The sequence below is a fragment of the Streptomyces sp. NPDC057280 genome (assembly GCF_042668605.1).
Lineage (GTDB): Bacteria > Actinomycetota > Actinomycetes > Streptomycetales > Streptomycetaceae > Streptomyces.
In genome coordinates this window covers 717,506-738,739 of the sequence record NZ_JBHUYR010000001.1, presented here as the reverse complement: position 1 = coordinate 738,739, position 21,234 = coordinate 717,506, and the positions used below count along the sequence as shown (strand labels likewise).

Genomic DNA, 21,234 nt, shown 5'->3' with positions numbered 1-21,234 from the left:
ATCCCGCCGCGCCTCACGGGCGGATGGCTGATTCCCGGCGGTGCGGACGCCGGGGTTCCGATCATCGAACTGTTGTGCGCGTTGTGTGTGCTTTTTCTGTCTAGACTCTGGCTCTTGTACGGAGAAGGAGCACGAGTGAGTGAACAGGCAGGCCCCGTCTGCCCGGAGTGCGGAACGGCCCGGGCCGCGGACGGAACCCCGGCGTGCGGTTGCGCCCGCCGTGCCTCAGACGCTCACCGTGCGGTGCGTACGGCGGAGGCCGCGGCCGCGGAGGACTTCGATCCGGTACGCATCCGGCCGTTCGTGGAGGTCGGCGACGAGGAGCCGCCTGCTTCGGAGGACGACGGGAGTGATCCGGCGGACGAACCGACCGGCGGGGCAGGGGAGTTGCCCTCGCCCCCGTTCCCGCCGACGGCGCCCGTCCCGGCCGGCACGGTCGAGCCGGACCATGCCACGGACCGTGATCCCGCCGACTCCGCACGGCGGCGCCGACGGCGGACCCTGACGGCCGCCGGACTGGGAGCCACCGGAGTCGTCGTCCTGACGGGATGCCTCGTCGGCGGGCTCTTCTGGTACGACAGCCCCGAGCGCGACGACTCCCTGTCCGGCGGCGTCCGCGCGGGCCTCCCGCACGAACAGCCGTCGGCCACCGGCTCCTTGTCCCCGTCCGCCTCGCCGCCGGCGTCCCCGACGCACCCGTCCCCCTCCGCCACCGTGGCGGCGGAAGCCTCCGGCACCGCGGCCCCGGCCACCCCGACCGGCTCCCCCACCCCGACCGGGACGGCGTCCGGCGCCGCCCCCACCGCCACCGGCGGTGGCCCCACGCCGAGTTCCTCCGGCGGGCAGGCCCCGGTTCTCCGCCTCGGCGACAAAGGGCCGGAGGTGACGGAACTCCAACTCCGGCTGCGCCAGGTCGGCTTCTACAGCGGCGACGCGGACGGTACCTACGACAGCCAGGTGGAGAGCGCCGTGCGCGGCTACCAGGTCACGCGTGTGGTCCTCGACGACGAGCCGGGCGTGTACGGCGCTGAGACCCGGGAGGCCCTGGAATCCGAGACCTCGGAGCCGTGAGGTAGGGGCTGGGTCCGAGCCGGTGTGGGGTGGGCGGCGAGGCTCGTTGTCAGTGGGGGCTGGCAGCATCGATCCCATGGCGGACAAGATCGAAGACTGGCGGCCGTTCCTGGAGCGGTGGAGTCAGGAGTGGGCGGACGCACAGGAGTCGGACGAGCCGGCCGACGAGCGGAACGCGGCGGACGAGGAAGCCGTGCGGGCGCGATGGCTGGGGTTCCCCGGCGCGTCCGAGGAGCGGATAGCGGACCTGGAGGAGCGGCTCGGACACCGACTGCCGCCGTCGTACCGGACGTTCCTGGCGGTGACGGACGGCTGGCGGCACGCGGGCGGTTTCGTCTGGCTCCTCGCCGGCACCGGGCAGGTCAGGTGGCATCAGGACGAGGCAGGCCTGTCCGAGTACTTCCCCTACGAGTCCGAGGACCGCACGCCGGAGGACGAACTGCTCGCCGGGATGTGGGACCGGGCGCTGCAACTCGACGTCGATTCGGACATGGTGTACGTCCTGCTGGACCCGGGGGACATGGACGACGAGGGCGAGTGGGCCTTGTACTCGTACGCGTCCTGGCATGCCAGTCCGCCCGAGCGGTACCCGTCGTTCCGGGCGTGGATGCAGGACATGTACCGGGAGTTCCACAGCCTCCAGACGGACCGCTCCCGGCGGGCCGGGACGGAGTTCGTCAACGCGACGACGCAGGCGCTGGACGACTCGGTCGACGCGGCCCGCCTGGACGCCCTGGCGGGCCGGTACGAGCAGGCCGCGACGGCGTTGGCGGAGGCGGGCTCGCACGGCAGACCCCGGGCGGGCGCCCTGCGCGACCAGATCCGCCGACTGCTGGGGGAGACCTACCTGGTGTCCTTCCAGGAACTGGTGGCCGACCCGCGGTACGCGGCGGAGCTGGTGCCGGTGCTGGCGGCCGAGGACGTACGGATGAACCGCGAGGACCGGACACTGGCCGCACGGCTGGGGACCCTCTCCGACGCCGAGCGGACCGCGGTGGAGGAGGCCGTGCGGCAGGTGGGGGCCGGCACGTACCGCTACACACCCGAGGGCCCCTTCGGCGAGGCGGTCGATCAGGCGCGCGAGCAGGCCCGTTGGGGCGAGACGGACGCGGCCTGGCGCACACTGCGCGCCGCGCTGCCCCGGTGGCGGCCCCTCGGCCCGGACCACCTCGCCCCCGTGGGCCTGTACGCCGATCAGCTCCTCGGCCCCGTGATCACGGCGGAACGCGGCCGGGAACTGCTGGCCACGCCCCGCGCCGGGCACAGCGGCGACACCCCGGCGCCCACGCCCGACCTGGATCCGCCGGGCCTGGCCTGGCTGACGGAGGTGCAACCCGGCAACGTGCTCGGGTCGTACCGCTTCCTCCTCGTCGAAGGCGTGGAACCGGCCGACCTTCCGGGACGCGTCGGCGCCGGCGAGACCGCCGCCCTGGAGGAGCCGGTGATGGTGTGGGAGTCCCGCATGCGGCCACGTGGCGGCCAGGGCGGCGCGCCGTGGGCGGACGAGGCCACCGTCTCCGTGGGCCGGGCCGGCCCGGGCTGGAGCTTCGCCCTCCAGGCCGACCCCGGTGCCTCCTTCGACGAGCGGTGGTTCGTCTCCCCGGGCGTCGCCGCCTCGCGGGGCACCCGGGTGGTGACGGTGTGGAGCGAGCCGTTCGACGCACAGCGCCCCGGCGTCTTCCATCTGTCGGTCGCCGAGAACGGCGAGGAGACGTACGCCTTCACCGTCCGCCGCGACAGCACCGACAGCCGCGGAACCGTGCCGGGCGCCCTGGACCCGCACCGGCTCTTCCCGGGAGACGAACCCCGTGACCAGCGCCTGGGCGAGCGGCGCGCGTTGGAGGGCCTGGCCGCCGAATTCGGCGTCCGCCTCCCGAGGTTCGCCCTCACCCAGGGACGCCTGCACACCCTCCGCACCCGGTCCTGGCGCCGCCCGCCGGGCCCCGGCGAGGGATATTGGACCGTCGCCGTGGCGGGGCGGCCTTAGCCGGCGTACCCCCGGCGGCCTGGGCCGGCGCCGCACTCCGGCGGCCTGGTCCGGCGCCGCACTCCGGCGGCCGGGCGCTCACGCGACCCAAAATTCGTCACGCATGCAACCTGCGGCCTTCGCGAGCGGTGTTACAGGGAGGAGTTCACGCGCGCCTGACCAGCGCGCGGCAGTGGAAGGAATCGGGGGAACTCAGCGTGCGTACGACGACCAGGACGTGTACGCCCACCGCCGATCGAAGAGAGGCGGTGGGGGCCTTGGGCCGGGAACCGGGAGGCGGTGCGGCAGGAGGTGGTGCGGCGGAGCCTGTGAGGGACGAGCTGTCGGACTTCGAGACCTACGCGGCCGCCCGATGGTCACGACTGCTGCGCACCGCCTACCTGTTGACCAACGGCGACCATCACGAGGCGGAGGACCTCGTCCAGGTCACGCTGGCGAAGATCTATCTGCGCTGGTCCCACATACGCACCCTGGACGCCCCCGACCAGTACGTCCGGCGCGCCCTGATCAACAACAACACCACCCGGCAGCGCAAACGACGGGTCGTGCAGCTCCTCACACCCCACCTGCCCGAACAGCGCAGCCCCGCCGGGGACGCCGGCCGCCCCGACAGCTACGACACCCGGTCGGAGCTCTTCGCCGCCCTCGCCACCCTGCCGCCCCGGCAGCGGGCCATCGTCGTGCTGCGCTACTGGGAGTGCCTGAGCGAACAGCAGACGGCACACCTCCTCGGCTGCTCGGTCGGCACGGTGAAGAGCCAGGCCAGCCGGGCGCTGAAGAAGCTGCGCTCCAGCGCGGCGCTGTCCGAGTACGCCTCCACCATGGCGAATGGGGTGTAGGGAGTGCCCGACATGAAGACCGACCTCTCGCCGCAGCCCCCGCAGCCCTCACACCCCGATATCCGACGGATGCTGGACGAGGCGGTGGCGGACTGCGCGCCACCGGCGTTCCCGAGGGAGGGAATCGTCCGCCGGGCGGCGGCCATCAGACGGCGCCGCAGGCTGGTGACCGCCTCCGTGGCCGCGCTGCTGCTCATCCCGGTGGCCGGCAAGGTGGCCCTCGACCAGGACGCCGCCCCCTCCCACGCCGTCGGCAGTGCCGATGCGCCGACTCCCCTGTCGTCCCCCTCGTCCGAGACCGGCGACGCCCCCTCGCCGGTACGCGTGGTGCGTCCAGGGGAGCGGATCGATGCCGGACTCGGCATGTGGTACCTGCTGAAGGAGCGGGAGTACTGCCCCAAGCATCCGCTGGACCCCGAGCCGTCGTGCGTGGGGCCGCTGGACGTGGACCAGAAGGGCGTGCCCATGGCCCTCGACTGGTATCCGTTCCCGCAAGGGGTGGTGTCCGTGTTCGCCTACACCGGCAAGACACCCGCCACCCGGATCACCATGACCCAGCACGGCCGGACCACCCTGCTTCCCATCGTCCGGCTGCCCGGCCGGCCCTCGTTCGTGAGCTCGTACGCCATCAGCGCGCCGGTCGGTGAGAAGGAGCGGAGGAGGCTGATCCAGCCGGTGGACGGCCCCGTCTTCCGCGTCTACGGAGCCGATGGTGAGGAACTGGCGGAAATGCGGCAATGAGGAGCGCCGCGCACGTGCGCCGTAGCCGTAAGGTCGACGGCATGACCGACACTCCCGTGCGCACCGTCACCGTCGAGCGAACCAGCACCGGCCACTTCACCGCGACCAACACCCGCGGCGGCACCATCAGTTTCGGCACCGGTTCGGGTGCCGACGGCGACACCGAGTTCACCCCGGTCGAGCTGCTGCTCGCCGCGATCGGCGGCTGTACGGCCGTGGACGTCGACATCGCCACCAGCCGTCACGCGGAACCTTCCGCGTTCTCGGTGACGGTCACCGGCAACAAGGTCAGCGACGACCTCGGCAACCGGATGACCGACCTCACGGTCACCTTCTCGGTCGCCTTCCCCGACGGGGAGGGCGCCGACCGCGCCCGGGCCATCCTGCCGAGGGCCGTGAAGACCTCCCACGACCGGCTCTGCACGGTCAGCCGCACGGTGGAGATCGGCACGCCGGTCACGGCGACGGTCGAGGAGGCCTGACCCTGCTTCGCGCTGCCCGAGGGCGACGGGCTGCGCTCGGGCAGCGCGAAGCGGGAACTCAGCCGCGGCCGAGGGCGAGCTTCCAGTCCTGCGAGCCGTCCGTCACGGCCTTCTCCAGGGTGAGCGGTGCGTCCGCGGACGCACCGCTCAGATACAGGCTCGGGTTCTTGACCGACTGGAGCCTGTAGTAGCCGTCCGCCGTCCTGACGAGGTTCCAGCTGCCGGTGGCGCTGTTGTCGACCCACTGGCCGATGCGCTGCCCGGCGGTCGCGTTGCCCGTCCAGATCGCCGCCGCCCGGCCGCCCGACTTGTTCAGCAGGCTGACGCCGCCGTTCGGCTCGGTCACCACATGCCAGTACTGGGTGTCCGGGTTTCCGGCGGAACCGGGCCTCTCCAGGCGTACGTCGGGGACGTCGCCGTTGCCGAGACTGGCGTCGTTGGTCCGGTTCCCGGTGCCGATGACCTGGCCGGTCCTGCGGTTGACCAGCTGGTGGTAGGCGCCGGCCGAACGGCCCAGGTCCACTTCGGCGAAGGCGATCGTCGACGTCCCCTGGTTGTTGAGGATCGCGACGCGGCCGGTGCCGCGGACGTACTGGAGGTTGCGGCTGTACCCGGCCCGTGAGGTCGTCCGGTACTCCTTCCACACGCCGTCGGCGCGCCCGCTGTCGTTGACCCAGACGTCGCCGCTGCCGGCCGCGTTGTAGACCAGGCGCCCGCCGGGGAGCCGGATGATCACCGGGCTGCCGCCGGTGGCGAGCGGGCGGCTGCCGGGGTCGGCGGGCAGCGAGGTGATGGCGCCGTCGGTGGTCGCGGCGTGGAACTTCAGCGGGTCGTCGGCCAGCCGGTACCGGACATCGGCGCCGCCGCCCCAGTACTCGTACGTCAGCAGCCACTTGCCGTCCGTTGTCCGCACGACGTTCGTCATCCCCGGCCGGCCGCCGCCGATCTCCGTCTTCCCGTCGCCCATGTCCTGCGTCAGGCCGGGGACGTCGACGACCGGGCTGCTCCAGCGGGCGCTACGGCCGTCCCAGGTCTTGTGGACGAGGATCTGCCCGTGGGAGTCGGGGGCGGTGGCGTTGGCGGGGTCCAGGGTGGGGACGCCGGTGACCGGGTCGAAGCCGGTGTAGTCGTTCTCGTCGGAGTAGTAGCAGACCAACCGGCCCTGGTGGACCATGAGGTACGGCTCCCAGAGCGGGTCCACCTGCCGGGTCGTGTTCGCCGCCGCGACGTTCCGCCCGATCGCGCCGGCGCTGCCGCCCTGCCATCCGCCGGTGGCGATGACGTTGACGACCCGCCAGGTCACACCCGCGTCGGTGCTGGAGTACAGGGCGATCGCCAGGTCGCCGCGGTCGCCGTCGTTGGACGGGACCCAGTTCGGGTCGGCGGCCTTGTGCTCCTGGTAGTACGCGTCGTCGCCCGACACCACGCTCGCCAGCAGCAGCGTGCCGCGCCGCAGGCTCCCGACGTCCTGCGGGAGCACGTACAGATAGGGGTTCGTCCAATTGCTCGTGTACTTCGCGTACTTGGGGTCCCTGGAGAGGTACGCCGGAGCCTTCACCTCGGACAGCGGCTGCCACGAGGTGCCGTCGTCATCGCTCTTGTACACGGGCAGTGTCTGACCGTCCGCGGAGCCGGTGGCCGGTACGACCGTCGACTTCTCGAACGAGGCGACCAGCCTGCCGCCGGGCAGCTGCGCCGACTTGGGGTAGACGGCGCAGTTGCCGCGCCCCTTGAGGCAGGGCTCGTCGCCGAGTTGATAGAGGACGCCGCCCGTCGGGTTGTAGGCGTGGGCACTGGCCAGGGGCAGCGCCAGCATGGCCGATGCGGCCAGGACGGTGCCGAGTGCCCGGGCCGGTCTTCTCCTGAGCATGTCTTCTCCAGGGGACTGTGGGGTGGGGTCAGGCGACGAGGACGCGTACGTCCCACGGGCCGAGGTCGAGTGCGGTCCCGGCGGGGACGGCGGCCCCGGTCAGGACGTCGGTGAGGTCCACGGGCGCCTGGACGGCGGCCGGTTGCCAGGTCCAGTTGTGGACGACGTGGACGCGCCGGCCGTCGGCGGCCGTGCCGGTGGTCGCGGTGACGGACGCCGGCAGGTCCCGCCAGGCTCCGGGCGCGGCCGGTGCCAGCCAGGCGGCCAGCTCGCGCGCGAAGACGCGGCCGGGGACCGTGCCCACGCAGGTGATACGGCCCGCGCCGTGGCGTCGGGTGGTGGCCGCGGGCCAGCGGCCGAAGTGCGGATGGTCGTAGTCGGCCAGCACGTCGGCGTCGGCGACGGTGAGGCCGTCCGCCCACCGGGTCGCCGTGGCATCGGCGGGCAGGTGCAGCGGGCTGCCGGCTGCCGGACGCACCGGGACGTCCTGGGTGAGGTTGCTGAACTCGTCGTAGGACACGCCCGCGTGCTCGGCGAGCCGGCCCGGGGCGCGTTCGGCGCGGGCGCGCGCCTCCTGGTCGGCGTAGCCGGTGCGCGGGCCCAGGACGAGATGGCCGCCGGCGTGCGCGTAGGCGGCCAGCCAGTCCAGCGTGGTGTCGGCGGCGAGGTACAGGGCCGGGACGACGAGGACGGGATGGCGGCGTGCGGCCTCCTCGGGGGCCAGGCCGTCCCGTTCGCCGCGCGGGTCGTGCAGCTGGCGGGCGTGGACGATGCGGACCTGGCGGCCGGCCTCGAACGCGCCGCGGTAGAAGGGGTCGAAGAAGCGGTGGTAGGCGGCCGGGTCCGGGCTGCCGTCCGGCTGGGCCAGCGGCGGGTACTTCTGCATCAGCCACTTGCTCGGCGTCGAGTACACCATCGTGATGTCCGCGTCCGGCGTCAGCCCGGCGACGAGTGGACCGGCGGTCTCGAACTCGGCTCCCAGACGGGCGAGTTCGGCGTACGTTCGCCCCGGCCGGCCGGTGTGGGGGAGGATGCCGCCCCAGTAGGTCTCGGCGCCGAAGTGCAGCGTGTGCCAGTGCCAGTACTCGATCATGCGGGCACCGCGGGCGACCAGCGCCCAGGCCGCCTGGCGCCACTGCCCGTCGTAGGCGGGGCGGTTGTCCCAGGGGAAGCCGATGGAACCGGCGTTGGTCTCGGTGACCAGGAACGGCTCCTGGCGGGAGGAGAACATCCAGTCGGCGGTCTGGTACAGCGCCCACACGCCGGTGGTCTTCCAGAGCTGCTCGTGGCCGTCGGGGGTGGGGTCGGGCAGCAGCAGGCCGTCCTGCATGTCGTAGTAGGGGTTGCCGGAGGCGATGTCGAGCCGGTCGGTGAGCTCGTCGTCCTCCACTCCGGGGCGGGTGTAGGAGATACAGGTCGTGACGAACTGGTCCGCGGCGGCGTACTCGCGGACGAGGTCGGCCTGCCAGCCGATGAACTCGGTGACCTGCCGCGCCTGGAACTCCCGCCAGGCGACGTCGTACTGGGGCTGCTGGTTGCCGTCCGGTGTCCACAGGTCCGCCCACGTGGACAGCCGGTGTGACCAGTAGACCAGGCCCCATTCCCGGTTGAGGGTCTCGACGTCGCCGTACTTGTCCCGCAGATGGTCGACGAAGCGCTGGAAGACGCCGTGGTTGTGGAAGAGGTGCAGGCCGGGCTCGTTGTCGACCTGGAAGCCGATGACCGCGGGGTGGCGGGCGTACCGGGCGAGGATCTTGCGGATGACGCGTTCGGCGTGGAAGCGGAACGCCGGGTGGGTGAAGTCGGCCTCCTGGCGTCCGCCCCAGCCGAACCGTTCGCCGGTCCGCCCCTCGCCGGTGATCTCCGGGTACTGGCGGGCCAGCCATGGTGGGACCGCGTAGGTCGGGGTGCCGAGGACGACGGAGATGCCGCGCTCGTGGGCGCCGTCCAGGACGGGCTGGAGCCAGTCCAGATCGAAGCGGCCACTCGAAGGCTCCCAGGTCGACCACACCGACTCCCCGACCCGGATCACGGTGACGTGGGCGTCGGCCATCAGGTCCAGGTCGGTCTTGAGGCGTTCGGTCGGGCGGTCGTAGGGCTGGTACTCGTGGTAGTACGCGGCACCGAACAGGACGCGGGCAGGCAGAGCCGCCATGAAGGAATCCTCCGAAGCATGGGGTGAGGGGGGTTACTGCTTGACGCCGCCGGCGGCCAGGCCGCTCTGCCAGTAGCGCTGGAGCATGAGGAAGGCCACGACGAGCGGCACGATGGACAGCAGTGAGCCGGTCACGACGAGCGCGAGCATGTCGCTGCTGGCCCCGGCGCCGCCGTTCTGGGCCTGTGCGGCCCAGGAGGCCAGGCCGACCGTGATCGGGTACAGATTCGGGTCGTTGAGCATGATCAGCGGCAGGAAGTAGTTGTTCCAGGTCGCCACGAGCGTGAACAGCAGGACCGTCACCAGGCCGGGGCCCAGCAGTCGCAGGGCGATGCGGAAGAAGATGCGGGCCTCGCCGGCGCCGTCGATGCGGGCGGCCTCAAGGAGGCTGTCGGGGACGGCGTCGGCGGCGTAGATGCGCATCAGATAGAGGCCGAACGGGTTGACCAGGGACGGCAGGATGATCGCCCACGGGGTGTTCACGAGGCCGGCCTTGGCGAACAGCAGGTAGGTCGGGATCGCCAGGGCCGTGGTCGGGACCATGACGGCGCCGAGGACCAGGTTGAAGGCGAACCGGTCGCCGCGGAAACGGAACTTGGCGAACCCGTACCCGCCCGCGGCCGCGAGCAGCGCCGCGCCGACCGCGCTGACGACGGCGTACAGCACCGTGTTGAGCAGCCAGTGCACGAAGACGCCGTCGTCCTGGGTGAACGTCTCCTTGATGTTGGTCAGCAGCTGCGGGGCGTGCGAGAACCACAGGCCGAAGCTGTTGAAGAGGTCCTGGGTGCTCTTGGTCGAGGCGATGAGCAGCCAGAACAGGGGGAGCAGGAAGTAGCCGAGCGCGGCCAGCATGGCGATGGTCAGCGGGGTGCTGCGGCGGGCGCGGGGCCGTGCCCCGCGCGGGGTGGGCTCGGGTGCGGTGGCTTCGGGGACGGCGGTGGCCGTCGGGGTCGTGGTCGTCACGGGGTCCTCCTGCGGTTCGCGGTGAGCAGGACGGCGTAGGAGGCGATCACGATGACGAGGCCGAGGAGGAAGGAGACCGTGGCCGCGTAGTTGACCTGCTGACCGGTGAAGGCGAGGGAGTAGGCGTAGAGGTTGGCGGTGTAGGAGGAGCTGATGACGTCCGGGGCGATCTTCATCAGCAGGTTGGGTTCGTTGAACAGCTGGAAGCTGCCGATGACGGAGAACAGCAGGGTGAGCAGCAACGCGGGCCGCAGCGCGGGGAGTTTGACCGACCAGGCGATGCGCCAGGCGCCCGCTCCGTCCATCGCGGCCGCCTCGTACAGCTCGTGGGGGATGGTGCGCAGGGCCGCGTACAGGATGATCATGTTGTAGCCGACGAACTCCCAGGTCACGATGTTGGCCAGGCTGCCCAGCATCCAGCCGTCGCTGAGGAAGTCCGGAGCGGGCAGCCCCAGATCGCGGCTCAGCTGGGCGAACGGACCGAAGTCCGGCCCGTACAGATAGCCCCACATGAGCGCGGCGACCACACTGGGCACCGCGTACGGGACGAAGATGCCGAGCCGGATCACCCGCGCGAGCCGCAGCAGGCCGCTGTCCAGGGCGAGCGCGAACAGCAGCGCCAGGGCCAGCATCAGGGGCACCTGGACGACGAAGAACAGGGCCACCCTGCCTACGCCGTGCAGGAGTTGGGGATCGGACAGGGCCTGGGTGTAGTTGTCGAGGCCGACGAAGACGTTGCCGCCGATGAGCCGGTTCTGGAACAGGCTGAGGTAGGCGGCGTAGCCGAGCGGGGCGAGGAAGAGCAGCAGGAACAGGGACAGGAACGGGGCGACGAACAGGGGTCCGGCCGCCCGGTGGCGGCGTGCGGCGGTCATCTCAGCTCCCCTTGACGGTGAAGCCCTGGTTCTTGGCGTACGTCGTCATGCGCGACTGCCAGCTGCCGAGCGCGCGGACGGTGTCGGTCCGGTCGGCGAGGGACTTGCCGACGGTCTCCGTCCAGTCGGTCGCCGCCTGGTCGAGGAACGGGGGCCACTGGAAAGAGGAGTTGACGGTGGAGCTGATGTCGGCGAAGACCTGGTTGACCTTCTGGCCGCCGTAGAAGGACGGCGCGTCCGCGACGAACGCGGCGTCGGTGAGCAGGGCCTTGGTGGCGGGAAAGAAGAACTGCTCGGTCGCGAACATCTTCGCGCTGGCCGGGTCGCTGTTGAGGAACTGGGCGAACACGGCGGCGGCGATGGGGTTCCTGGTGGAGCGGATGACCGCGGTGGTGGAGCCGCCCCAGTTGCCGGAGCTCGGCTTGGCCGCGTCCCATTGAGGCAGCGGGGCCGCCCGCCACTTGCCGGCCGTGGCCTTGGCGGAACCGGAGAGGAACACCGGACCCCAGGCGGCGGTGATCCAGGTGGCGTACTTGCCCTTGTTCAGGGCGGCGTACCAGGAGTCGGTGAAGTCGGGCTCGACACCGATGACGCCTTCCTTCGCGAGGCCGCCCCAATAGGCGCCCAGCTTGCGGGAGACGGCGTCGTCGACGCGGATGGTGAGGTCGCTCTTGCCGGAGGTGGCGTAGGGCTCGGCGCCCGCCTGCCAGAGCAGTCCGTGCCAGGCGGCGACCTGGTTGGCGGCGAGGTTGGTGAGGTAGACGTCCGGGTCCGCCTTGTGCAGCTTGCGGGCTGCGGCCGCGAACTCGTCCCAGGTGCCGGGCACTTCGATGCCGTGCCGGTCGAAGATGTCCTTGCGGTACAGCATGCCCATCGGGCCGGTGTCCTGCGGTATCGCCCAGATCTCGCCGTCCGGCCCGCTGACCTGACCCCAAGTCCAGTCCACGAACGTCGACTTGAGCGCGGAGGCGCCGTACGGGCGCAGATCCAGCAGGCTGTCGGTGATCGTGAAGGTGGGGATGGCCTGGTACTCGATCTGCACCAGGTCGGGGGCGCCGCTGCCGGCCTTCAGGGCCGTCCGCAACTTCGTGTACTGGGGTGTGCCCTGACCGGCGTTGACGACCTTGACCTTGACGGCCGGGTACTTCTTCTCGAAGAGGGCGACTTCCTTCGCGATGTTCGGGACCCACGTCCAGAACGTCAGCTCGGTCGGCGTCGTCATCGCCTTGTCGATGTCGGCCTGGGCGACCGGCTTGGTGGCGGCCGAGGAACCGCCGGAGTCGCCGCCGCCGCACGCGGTCAGGGCGGCGCCGAGCGACAGGGCGCCCGTGGTGGTGAGGAACAGCCGACGGCTCATCGGCGAAACGGTGGACGCGGAGGCGAAGTTGGGCATGGTGAACTCCCGCCGAAGGCGAAGATGGCGGCACGCCTGGCGAGGGCGTGCGGGGGCATGGTGGGGTGCGGCGCGTCGAGGAGCGCGCACGGGTCGGCCGGGGCGCGGAGGCCGGAACACGGCCGGGCGGTGCGTACGGAGTCAGGGGAGGCCGGCGCGTACGTCGCGTTCCGTGGAGGCGCGGTCGCGGCCGGGCGGGGCGGGGCGCGGAAGGCCGGGGAGGACCCGGGGGTGCGGCCCGTCGTGTGCGGGTGCGGCTCGGCGTGGTCCGGGGCGGGTCCCGGCGGTGCGGGTACGGCGCCCGGGCGGAGGTGCCGGGGTCAGCAGGCGGTCAGTGTCCGGTGTCCCGTCCCCCCTTCGCGAGCGGCCCGCTCGACGCCCGGACGATCAGGTCGACCGGTGGTTCGGTGGCCGGCAGCGGTGTCGCGTCCGGGTTCTCGATGGCGTGCACCAGACGCTTGAGCCCTTCCTGGGCCACGGTGTCGAAGAGCTGCCGCACCGTGGTCAGGGGAGGCGTCACATAGGCGGCGACGGGAATGTCGTCGAAGCCGACGACGGAGACGTCCTGCGGCACCCGCCGGCCCGCCTCGGTCAGGGCCCGGACCAGACCGATCGCCATGTCGTCGTTCGCGGCGAACACGGCGGTGACCCCGGCGTCCCGGGCCAGTTCCCGGCCCGCCGCGTATCCCGACGCGGCCGACCAGTCGCCCTCGATGACCGGGGGCACGGTCCGCCCGTGCGCGGTGAGCGCGGCCCGCCACCCCCCCAGGCGGTCGCGGGCGGCGAACCACCGCTGCGGACCGGCGAGGTGATGGACCGTCATATGACCGAGTTCCAGAAGGTGTTCGGTCGCGGCCCGGGCCATCGGAGCGGCGCCGCCGCCCGCGGTCAGCACCAGGGGCGCGGTCACCGGTGAGGGCGCGCCCAGCACGAGGACGGGAACATCGACACGCAGGGGTGACTCTGCCGCGGCGCCCTCCTCCTCGATCGGTTCGGAGATGACGATGCCGTCCACGCCCTGGTCGAGGAGTGAGCCGACCGCGCCGGCGACGCCCGCCGGATCGCCTTCCATCGTGTTGACCACCCGGAGCGCGTACCCCAAGTCCCGTACGGCCCGCTCGACGCCCATGAGCAGCGAGGCGGGGCCGTACAGGGCGGTGCCGAGCGTGACGACGCCGATGGAGCGGGTGCGTCCCGAAGCCAGCGCCCGGGCGGCGTTGTTGCGCCGGTAACCGAGCTGCTCGGCCGCGTCGAGGACGCGTCTGCGCACGTCGGCGGAGACGTACGGCTCGTCGTTGAAGACCCTGGAGACCGTCTTCTGCGAGACCCCGGCCAGCCGGGCCACGTCCACGCCGCTCGGCGCCGCGGAGGTCCCGCCGCGCTTCGTCCCTGGCGCCATGTGTGTCTCCCGTCGACCGTTTTCCGACCACTTGATCCCATGTGCCGACCACTTGATCGGAGTCCGACTGCCGGCAGGCATCCTTTCAATGACTGCGCAGTCATGTCTACGCGGACATGTCTACGCAGTCATACGGGACTCGTCAAGGGTTCGGGACGGATAAGGCTTCCTTCGCCGGGTCTTCCGGGACGACGATCCGGCCCGCCGCTACCCCCTCCGGGTATGTTGACGGGGGCCGGTCGCCTACCGGGGCTGAACGCCGAACAGACCCCTAGGTCAGGACCAACCAGCGGCGGCCGTCGATGAGTTCGCGGGCCGCGTCGAGATGTCCGGCGTGGCACGCGGTCTCGGTGATGACGTGCAGCAGGACGTCCCGCAGGGTGTGCAGGTGCGGCTCGCCGAACAGGTCGTGCGGGCACCAGGCCAGGGGGGCGTCGGCGGCGGTGGCGGCGATGACCTCGTCGGCGAGCTCCACCTCCCGCCGGTAGCCGTCGAGCACGGCGGCCGCCGGTACACCGGGGGCCACCCGCCAGGCCTCGTCACCGTCCGGCAGACCGCGGATCACCTCCTCGTCCCCGGCGACGACGGCCCGGAACCAGAAGCGCTCGACGTCCAGAGCGAGGTGCTGGACCATCCCCAGGCAGTGCCATCCCGAGGGCAGCACGGGCCGTCGTAGCGCCTCCTCCTCGGCCCCGTCCAGGCCGTCGAGGATGCCGAGCACATGGCGTCGCTGGGCGCCCAACACCCTGAGCAGGGTGCTGACTTCGCTGTCCTGCACGCGTGGGGGCATCGGCCTTCCCGTCACTTGCGCCACAGCAGGTGGTGGGTCACGCCGCTCGCGCTGGGCACGACCTCCAGATGGAAGCGGTCGCGCAGCTCGTCGGGGGAGTCCCACAGCCGCAGTCCGGACCCGAACTTCACCGGCGCGACCGCCACATGGAGGGTGTCGACGAGGTCGGCGTCGAGGAACTCGCGCACGGTGGTGACCCCGCCGCCGAGCCGGACGTCCTTGCCCTGCGCCGCTTCCCGCGCCAGCTCCAGCGCGGTGGCGGGGTCGGCGTCCACGAAGTGGAACGTGGTGTCGGACAGGGTGATCGAGGGGCGCGGGTGGTGGGTCAGCACGAACACCGGGGTGCGGAACGGCGGTTCCTCACCCCACCAGCCGCGCCACTGGTGGTCCTGCCACGGGCCGCGCTGCGGGCCGAACTTGTTGCGGCCCATGATCTCGGCGCCGATGTTGTTCCTGAAGTCCCGGGCGAAGTAGTCGTCCAGGCCGCGGCTGCCACCGGGGTCGGTGCGGTTGGGCCAGCTCGCCGTCGCACCGGCCCAGGAGAACAGCCGCTCGACCCCGTCGAGACCGAACGGGTTCTCCAGGCTCTGGTTCTCACCGGCGGCGACGCCGTCACTCGAGACCATGAAGTTCTGTACGCGCAGTAGCTGTGCCATGTGTTCCTCCTGAGGCGTCGACGACGGTGGTGAGACTCCGCCCGTCGCCGAAACTAATCGCCGATCCCGCCGTTCGCCGGAAAAGGACCGGCGGGTTCACTGCTCCTGCGCGGACACGTGCTCCTGCTCCGCGACCGCCGCCGCGTGGTCCAGGGCGTGGTCGATGAAGCGCCGGGAGTTCGCCGGCAGCGTGCGGGACGTCAGCCAGGCGATGCCGATGTCGCGGGTGGTCTCCACGTCGGTGACCTCGAGGTAGCGGGGTGCGCGGCGTCCGGCGGGGGCGGCGGAGTGCGGGCGGGGCAGGAGCGAGACGCCGAGGCCTGCCGCGACCAGGCCGCGCAGCGTGGCCACCTCGTCGCCCTCGAAGCCGGCACGCGGAGTGAAGCCGGACCTTCGGCACAGCGCCTCGGTGACGGCCCGCAGACCCTGCTCGTGCCGGAGCATGATGAACGGCTCGTCGGCGACCTCGGCCAGCCGCGCCCGGCGGCGCTGGGCCAGCCGGTGCCCCGGCGGCACCGCCAGCCACAGCGGCTCCACCAGCAGGCGCCGCCAGGTCACCAGCGCATGGCCGGGGTCCTCGGCGGTGAGCAGCAGGTCGGCCGTGCCGTCCAGCAGCGTCTGCAGGAGGACGGCCTCGCTGCCCTGGCGCAGCTCGAAGCGGGCGAGAGGGAACCGCTCCCGGTAGCCGGTGATCAGCGACGGCAGCAGCCAGGTGCCCAGGGAGTGCAGGAACGCCAGCGGGATCAGGCCCGACTCCGGGGACACCGTCTCCCGCACCGCCCGCAGCCCTTGGTCCAGCCGGTCCAGTACGGCGTCCGCGTGCTCCTTGAACACCTGCCCCGCGGGCGTCAGCCGCAGCACCCGGCCCACCTGCTGGAACAGCTCGGCGCCGACCTCGCGCTCCAGCCGCCTGAGGGCCCGGGACAGGGCCGGCTGGGTCAGATGCGCCTCCGCCGCGGCCTGCGTCACGGTCGCACCCTCCGCCACGGCCCGGAACGACCGCAGTACCTGCACGTCCATGAACCCATGCTAGGGGTGCATGCATTTGGACGTACTCAGGCATTGGACGCATCGAATAAGGCAAGACGACGATGGAACCCGGCCGTGAGCCCCGACCGCCCCTTCAGTCCGCCCCTTCAGCCCGACCCGGCCCTTCAGCCCGACCCGGCCCTTCAGCCCGACCCGCCCCTCCAGCCCGACCCGCCCCTTCAGGGAGAACGACGATGAACACCCGGTGGAACCCGCAGACCCGAGGCTTCGAGACATCGGCCCGCGGCCGGGCCGTCCTCGCCGATCCCCGGCTGAACCGCGGCACGGCCTTCACCGCGCCCGAACGGCGCGCCCTCGGCCTCGACGGACTCATCCCGCCCCGCGTGCTGCCCCTGGACCAGCAGGCCGACCGCGCCTACGCGCAGTACACCGCACAGCCCAGCGACCTGGCCAAGAACGTGTACCTGACCGCCCTGCACGACCGCAACGAGGTCCTCTTCTACCGGCTGGTCGGCGACCACCTCTCCGAGATGCTGCCCATCGTCTACACCCCGACTGTCGGCACCGCCATCGAGCGGTACAGCAACGAGTACCGGCGCCCGCGCGGCATCTACCTCTCCGTCGACGCACCCGAGGACATCGAGCGCGCACTGCGCGCCTCCGAGCTCACGGCCGCCGACGTCGACCTGGTCGTGGCGACGGACGGCGAGGCCATCCTCGGCATCGGCGACTGGGGCGTGGGCGGCATCGACATCTCCGTCGGCAAGCTCGCCGTCTACACCGCCGCCGCCGGCATCGACCCGGCCCGGACCCTGGCCGTCGTCCTCGACGTCGGCACCAACCGCGAGCAGCTCCTGGACGACCCGCTCTACCTCGGCAACCGCCACCCCCGCGTGGACACCGAGACCTACGACGCCTTCATCGACGCCTACGTCACCACCGTGAGCCGGCTCTTCCCCGACGCGCTGCTGCACTTCGAGGACTTCGGACCGGCCAACGCCCGCCGCATCCTCGACCGTTACCGCCACGAGCGGTTCGTCTTCAACGACGACATCCAGGGCACCGGCGCGGTCAACCTCGCCGCCGTCCTGTCCGGCGTCCGGGCCAGCGGGATGCCGCTGCGCGAGCACCGCGTCGTCGTCTTCGGCGCGGGCACGGCCGGGATCGGCGTCGCCGACCAGCTCCGGGACGCCCTCGCCGCGGACGGACTCGGCCACGAGGACGCCACCCGCCGTATCTGGGCCGTCGACCGGTACGGGCTGCTCACCGAGGACCAGGACGGCCTGCGCGACTTCCAGCTGCCCTACGCCCGCCCGGCCGACGAGGTCGCCGACTGGCAGCGGGACGACAAGCTCGGCGGCATCCCCCTGGAGGAGGTGGTCCGCAGGGTGCGGCCCACCGTCCTGATCGGCACCTCGGGCCAGGGCGGCGCCTTCACCGAGACCGTCGTCCGCGCCATGGCCGCGCACGCCGACCGCCCGATCATCCTGCCGATGTCCAATCCGACCAGGCTCGCCGAGGCCGTCCCCGCCGAGCTGCTCGACTGGACCGACGGCCGCGCCCTGGTCGCCACCGGCAGTCCCTTCGAGCCGGTCACCCGGGACGGGGTCACCCACCTCATCGGCCAGGCCAACAACGCGCTGGTCTTCCCCGGACTCGGTCTGGGCGCCGTCGTCGCCCGCGCCACCCGCGTCACCGACGGCATGCTCGCCGCCGCGGCCCATGCCGTCGCGGCCCAGGTCGACCCCACCGCACCCGGGGCGGCCATCCTGCCGCTCACGAACGAACTGCGCCGCACCTCCACCGCCGTGGCCGTCGCCGTGGCCCGCGCGGCGGCCGAGGACGGAGTGGCGCGCACGACGATCGACGCCACGGTCGAGGAACGGGTCCGCGCGGCCATGTGGGAGCCGGTGTACCGCCCGGTGACCGCGGTCTGAGCAGCGATGGCGAGGCTCGGAAACGGACAGCGACAAGGAAGCCGGTCCGAGGTTCGGAAACGGACGGCGACAGGGAAGCCGGTCCGAGGTTCGGAAACGGACGGCGACAAGGAAGCCGGTCCGAGGCTCGGAAACAACGACGACGGGGAAGCCGGTCCGAGGGTCGGAAACGGACGACCACATGAACTCCCGCAACCGGCCGGAGACCGGCCGCCCCACGCCCCTGCTGCGCAGCGCCCTGCTCGCCGATCCCCGGCACGACTGGCTCCCGATACCGCTGCTCGTGCTCACCCTCCTCAGCGGAGTGATCGACGCCGTGAGCCTGCTCGGCCTGGGCCATGTGTTCGTGGCCAACATGACCGGCAACGTCGTCCTCGTCGGCCTGGCGCTGAGCGGTGCGCCGGGGCACGCGGCGAGCGGACCGCTGACCGCGCTCGCCGGCTTCGCCGTCGGCGCGCTCCTGATCCGCGCGGTGCCACCGCACCGCGTCGACTCCCGTACGCTGCTTGCCCTGTGCGCGGCGACGGAGTCCGTCCTCCTCGCCCTCGCCGCGGCGGCGGACGGTCACCGCTCGGTACAGGTGCTCGTCTGCGCCGTGGCGCTGGGCCTGCAGAACGCGGCCGTCCGACGCGTGGGCGTACCGGAGCTGACGACCACGGTCATGACCGGCACCCTGACCGGCCTCATCGGCAGCCGCGCCGCGGAACGCTCGGCACCCGGTGACCTCCGACGCACCTTGAGCGTCCTCACGCTGCTCGCGGGGGCCGGACTCGGAGCCCTCAGCGTCCGACTGACCGGCACGCAGGGGACGCTTGCCGTGGAGGCGGCGGGGGCGGCTCTGGTCGCGCTGTCCGTGTCGGCTACACCCGCGCCGCGCCCTCGTCCGCGGTGTGCAGCTGATACACGTTGAACGCCCGGCGGATCACCGGCTGGGCGACGTTGCGGACCCGTACGCCGCCGGCCGTCATCCCGTGCTCGGTGCCCATGTGGGCGTGGCCGTGGACGGCGAGGTCGGCGCCGCCGGTGTCGATCGCCTCGGCCAGGAGGTAACTGCCGAGGAAGGGGTAGATCTCCAGGGGCTCACCGGCGAGGGTGTCGGCCACCGGGGAGAAGTGGGTGAGCGCGATCCGCGCCTCGCAGTCCCGTTCCCGCACCTCTTCCAGCGCCTCGCGCAGGCCGTCGGCACAGCGCCGGGAGTAGCGGACGAACTCCTTCATCAGCGGCTCCCCGAACTCGCCCGCGCTGCGCCCCACGAATCCGCCGCCGAACCCCTTGGTCCCGGCGACGCCGACGCGCGTGCCCGCGCAGTCCAGGACGGTGGACTGCCCCTCCAGGACGGTCACACCGGCGTCCTGGAGAATGCCGGTGACCTTCTCCGGCTGATCGTCATGGTGGTCGTGGTTGCCGAGTACGGCCACCACCGGCACCGCCAGCCCCTGCACCTCGCGTGCCACGACACGGGCTTCCTCGGGCGTGCCGTGCCGGGTGAGGTCCCCGGCGAGCAGCAGCAGGTCGGCGCAGTCCGGCAGCGTGTCGAACGCGGGCCGCAGCAGTCCCTGGCTCTCGGCACCCATGTGGATGTCACCGACGGCGGCGACACGGATCACGACAGCTCCTCCGCATGGTCGGGTGAGGTGTTCTCGGCGACGACGACATCGCTGTGCACGGCGAGTTCGGCCAGCTCCCGGCGGGCGGTGCGCAGCAGGATGTCCCGGCACTCGGTCGAGGGGACCGTGCCGGTGATCACGACCGTCTGACCGCGCACCTCCACGCGGACGCCGAGTTCCCCGAGCTCCTCGGCGGCGAACCGCTCGCGGAGGTGGGCGACGCGGTACTCGATGTTCCCGGCGGGTTCGGTCATCGCGGCACCTCTTCGCGCGGCTGCTGGGGTGGGATGACGTCCAGCCGCTCCAGGAAGTAGAGGAAGGCGTCGGGCATCGGGGCGCCCGCGCAGGTGCGGCGTACGTCGTCCCAGTCGATCTTCTCGCGCAGGGTGCGGGCGATGGGCAGCACCGCACCGAAGTCGCAGTGGTGCTCGGAGAAGGCCGCCATCAGGCTGCGCATCAGGTCGGTCGGCGACAGGACCGGCATGTGCACCGAGTCCACCGACAGGTTCTCGGCCCGCCCCAGCAGCTCCGTGGTGACGGGCTGATGGGCCAGCTCGAAGATGAGGTCGACCTGCTGCCCGAGGCAGGTGGCCTTCAGCAGCCAGTCCTCGGGCGGCCTGCGGACCGGCAGACCGGCCGCCCGCAAGGCCTCCGCGACGGCTTCGGCGTCCTCGGGGCGGATGCAGAAGTCGACGTCGTGCTGAAGGTTCTGGACGCCGCCGTGCGCGTACACGGCGACGCTCCCGGCGAGGGCGAACGGAAACCCCGTCTGCTTCAGCAGCGCCCCGGTCCGTTTCGCCGCCCGCAGGATGGCCTGGTTGCGGTCGACCGGGAGCTCCTCCAGGGCGGCGTCGTCGGTGAGAGCGTCGTGCGCGAGCGCACCGCCGCGGAGGAGGGGTTCCGGTTCCTCCGAGGCCAGGTGCAGTTCGGCCACGTCGCTACGCCGACCCGCCGTGTCGTCCCCGTGCTGCGTCATCACTGCCCCTTCTTCACTGACCTTTCTTCGCCAGAGCGCCCCGAGTACCCGGCGTACGGTCCGCGACACGGACGCGTCACTCGGCTCCGCTAGGCGATCAGGACCACGGCCATGCCGATCAGCCCGATCACGAACAACGCCACCAGCAGCATGATCAGGACGAGCGGTACGGGGCCCCAGGCCTTGCGGAGTTCCGGTGGCTCGGGGTGGGAGATGCCGGACGTGCCGGACTCGGCGGGCGGTGTCTCGCCCGGCGGCACCCCGCCCCCGGGTTCGAGTCCCGTCGTCCGCCTGGGCTCGGGGTCGGGGCTGGTCATGGCTCACGCTCCTGCGGGCTGTCGGTCGGGCCGGCGGCGCGGCCGGCCCCGTCGTCGCGTTCGCCCTCCGCCTGCGAAGGCGTCGTACGCTCGGGCGCCGGCTCGTCGGCCGTGTCCTGCGTGTCCGGCTCTTCCCGGTCCCCCTCCGCCTGTGACGGGGTCGGATAGGTCATCGTGATCACTCCT

General features: G+C 72.0%; 21 protein-coding genes. 7 read left to right on the top strand and 14 right to left on the bottom strand.

What is annotated here, in order from left to right; all coding sequences use genetic code 11:
* Positions 1-243 precede the first annotated feature (243 nt).
* The 5 genes from ACFUO4_RS03320 to ACFUO4_RS03300 all read left to right on the top strand — a co-directional run bounded on the left by ACFUO4_RS03320 (position 244) and on the right by ACFUO4_RS03300 (position 5,120).
* A complete protein-coding gene (locus ACFUO4_RS03320; protein ID WP_383479428.1) occupies positions 244-1,071 on the top strand; it encodes a peptidoglycan-binding protein in 828 nt (275 codons plus the stop codon).
* A gap of 76 nt (positions 1,072-1,147) precedes the next feature.
* The gene (locus tag ACFUO4_RS03315) at positions 1,148-3,058 is read left to right on the top strand and encodes an SMI1/KNR4 family protein (RefSeq protein WP_383479426.1); all 1,911 of its coding nucleotides are present in this window, start codon (positions 1,148-1,150) and stop codon (positions 3,056-3,058) included.
* A gap of 308 nt (positions 3,059-3,366) precedes the next feature.
* On the top strand, positions 3,367-3,897 hold the full coding sequence (locus ACFUO4_RS03310; protein WP_383479424.1) for a SigE family RNA polymerase sigma factor: 531 nt from the start codon (positions 3,367-3,369) through the stop codon (positions 3,895-3,897).
* Positions 3,898-3,909: 12 nt separating this feature from the next.
* Positions 3,910-4,638, top strand: coding sequence for a hypothetical protein (locus tag ACFUO4_RS03305; RefSeq protein WP_383479422.1), 729 nt, complete (start codon positions 3,910-3,912; stop codon positions 4,636-4,638).
* 41 nt (positions 4,639-4,679) lie between these two features.
* Entirely contained in the window at positions 4,680-5,120 is a 441-nt protein-coding gene (locus ACFUO4_RS03300; RefSeq protein ID WP_383479420.1) for an OsmC family protein, read from the top strand.
* A gap of 58 nt (positions 5,121-5,178) precedes the next feature.
* Here the strand turns inward: ACFUO4_RS03300 and ACFUO4_RS03295 are convergent, their stop codons facing one another.
* The 9 genes from ACFUO4_RS03295 to ACFUO4_RS03255 all read right to left on the bottom strand — a co-directional run bounded on the left by ACFUO4_RS03295 (position 5,179) and on the right by ACFUO4_RS03255 (position 16,241).
* Positions 5,179-6,990: an RICIN domain-containing protein gene (locus ACFUO4_RS03295; RefSeq protein ID WP_383479418.1), complete on the bottom strand. Its 1,812-nt coding sequence runs from the start codon at positions 6,988-6,990 to the stop codon at positions 5,179-5,181.
* A 28-nt stretch (positions 6,991-7,018) separates the two neighbouring features.
* A complete protein-coding gene (locus ACFUO4_RS03290) occupies positions 7,019-9,145 on the bottom strand; it encodes a beta-galactosidase (RefSeq protein ID WP_383479416.1) in 2,127 nt (708 codons plus the stop codon).
* Between the two features lie 33 nt (positions 9,146-9,178).
* Positions 9,179-10,108, bottom strand: a complete 930-nt coding sequence (locus ACFUO4_RS03285) for a carbohydrate ABC transporter permease (protein ID WP_383479414.1) — start codon at positions 10,106-10,108, stop codon at positions 9,179-9,181.
* The gene (locus tag ACFUO4_RS03280; protein ID WP_383479412.1) at positions 10,105-10,983 is read right to left on the bottom strand and encodes a carbohydrate ABC transporter permease; all 879 of its coding nucleotides are present in this window, start codon (positions 10,981-10,983) and stop codon (positions 10,105-10,107) included. Before ACFUO4_RS03280 ends, ACFUO4_RS03285 begins: the two co-directional genes overlap by 4 nt.
* A gap of 1 nt (position 10,984) precedes the next feature.
* The gene (locus tag ACFUO4_RS03275; protein ID WP_383479410.1) at positions 10,985-12,376 is read right to left on the bottom strand and encodes an ABC transporter substrate-binding protein; all 1,392 of its coding nucleotides are present in this window, start codon (positions 12,374-12,376) and stop codon (positions 10,985-10,987) included.
* Between the two features lie 331 nt (positions 12,377-12,707).
* On the bottom strand, positions 12,708-13,775 hold the full coding sequence (locus ACFUO4_RS03270; RefSeq protein ID WP_383479407.1) for a LacI family DNA-binding transcriptional regulator: 1,068 nt from the start codon (positions 13,773-13,775) through the stop codon (positions 12,708-12,710).
* Between the two features lie 271 nt (positions 13,776-14,046).
* Positions 14,047-14,565, bottom strand: coding sequence for a DUF664 domain-containing protein (locus ACFUO4_RS03265; protein WP_383479405.1), 519 nt, complete (start codon positions 14,563-14,565; stop codon positions 14,047-14,049).
* A gap of 11 nt (positions 14,566-14,576) precedes the next feature.
* On the bottom strand, positions 14,577-15,221 hold the full coding sequence (locus tag ACFUO4_RS03260) for a dihydrofolate reductase family protein (protein WP_383479403.1): 645 nt from the start codon (positions 15,219-15,221) through the stop codon (positions 14,577-14,579).
* A 96-nt stretch (positions 15,222-15,317) separates the two neighbouring features.
* Positions 15,318-16,241 carry a LysR substrate-binding domain-containing protein gene (locus ACFUO4_RS03255; RefSeq protein WP_383479401.1) on the bottom strand — a complete coding sequence of 308 codons (924 nt, stop codon included), beginning with the start codon at positions 16,239-16,241 and terminating at the stop codon, positions 15,318-15,320.
* Positions 16,242-16,444: 203 nt separating this feature from the next.
* Between ACFUO4_RS03255 and ACFUO4_RS03250 the strand changes: the two genes are divergently transcribed.
* Together ACFUO4_RS03250 and ACFUO4_RS03245 are read left to right on the top strand one after the other, a co-directional pair.
* Entirely contained in the window at positions 16,445-18,148 is a 1,704-nt protein-coding gene (locus ACFUO4_RS03250) for an NAD-dependent malic enzyme (protein ID WP_383479399.1), read from the top strand.
* 181 nt (positions 18,149-18,329) lie between these two features.
* Positions 18,330-19,058, top strand: coding sequence for a YoaK family protein (locus ACFUO4_RS03245; protein WP_383479397.1), 729 nt, complete (start codon positions 18,330-18,332; stop codon positions 19,056-19,058).
* Here the strand turns inward: ACFUO4_RS03245 and ACFUO4_RS03240 are convergent.
* From ACFUO4_RS03240 to ACFUO4_RS03220, 5 genes are all read right to left on the bottom strand, one after another.
* On the bottom strand, positions 19,009-19,755 hold the full coding sequence (locus tag ACFUO4_RS03240) for a metallophosphoesterase (RefSeq protein WP_383479395.1): 747 nt from the start codon (positions 19,753-19,755) through the stop codon (positions 19,009-19,011). The two genes, ACFUO4_RS03245 and ACFUO4_RS03240, sit on opposite strands and share 50 nt — an antisense overlap.
* On the bottom strand, positions 19,752-20,009 hold the full coding sequence (locus ACFUO4_RS03235) for a BON domain-containing protein (protein WP_383479393.1): 258 nt from the start codon (positions 20,007-20,009) through the stop codon (positions 19,752-19,754). The genes ACFUO4_RS03240 and ACFUO4_RS03235 overlap by 4 nt, the downstream gene beginning before the upstream one ends.
* Entirely contained in the window at positions 20,006-20,731 is a 726-nt protein-coding gene (locus tag ACFUO4_RS03230; protein WP_383479392.1) for a nucleotidyltransferase family protein, read from the bottom strand. The genes ACFUO4_RS03235 and ACFUO4_RS03230 overlap by 4 nt, the downstream gene beginning before the upstream one ends.
* 89 nt (positions 20,732-20,820) lie before the next feature.
* Positions 20,821-21,048 carry a DUF6480 family protein gene (locus tag ACFUO4_RS03225; protein WP_383479390.1) on the bottom strand — a complete coding sequence of 76 codons (228 nt, stop codon included), beginning with the start codon at positions 21,046-21,048 and terminating at the stop codon, positions 20,821-20,823.
* Entirely contained in the window at positions 21,045-21,221 is a 177-nt protein-coding gene (locus tag ACFUO4_RS03220; protein ID WP_383479388.1) for a hypothetical protein, read from the bottom strand. Before ACFUO4_RS03220 ends, ACFUO4_RS03225 begins: the two co-directional genes overlap by 4 nt.
* Positions 21,222-21,234: the final 13 nt, after the last annotated feature.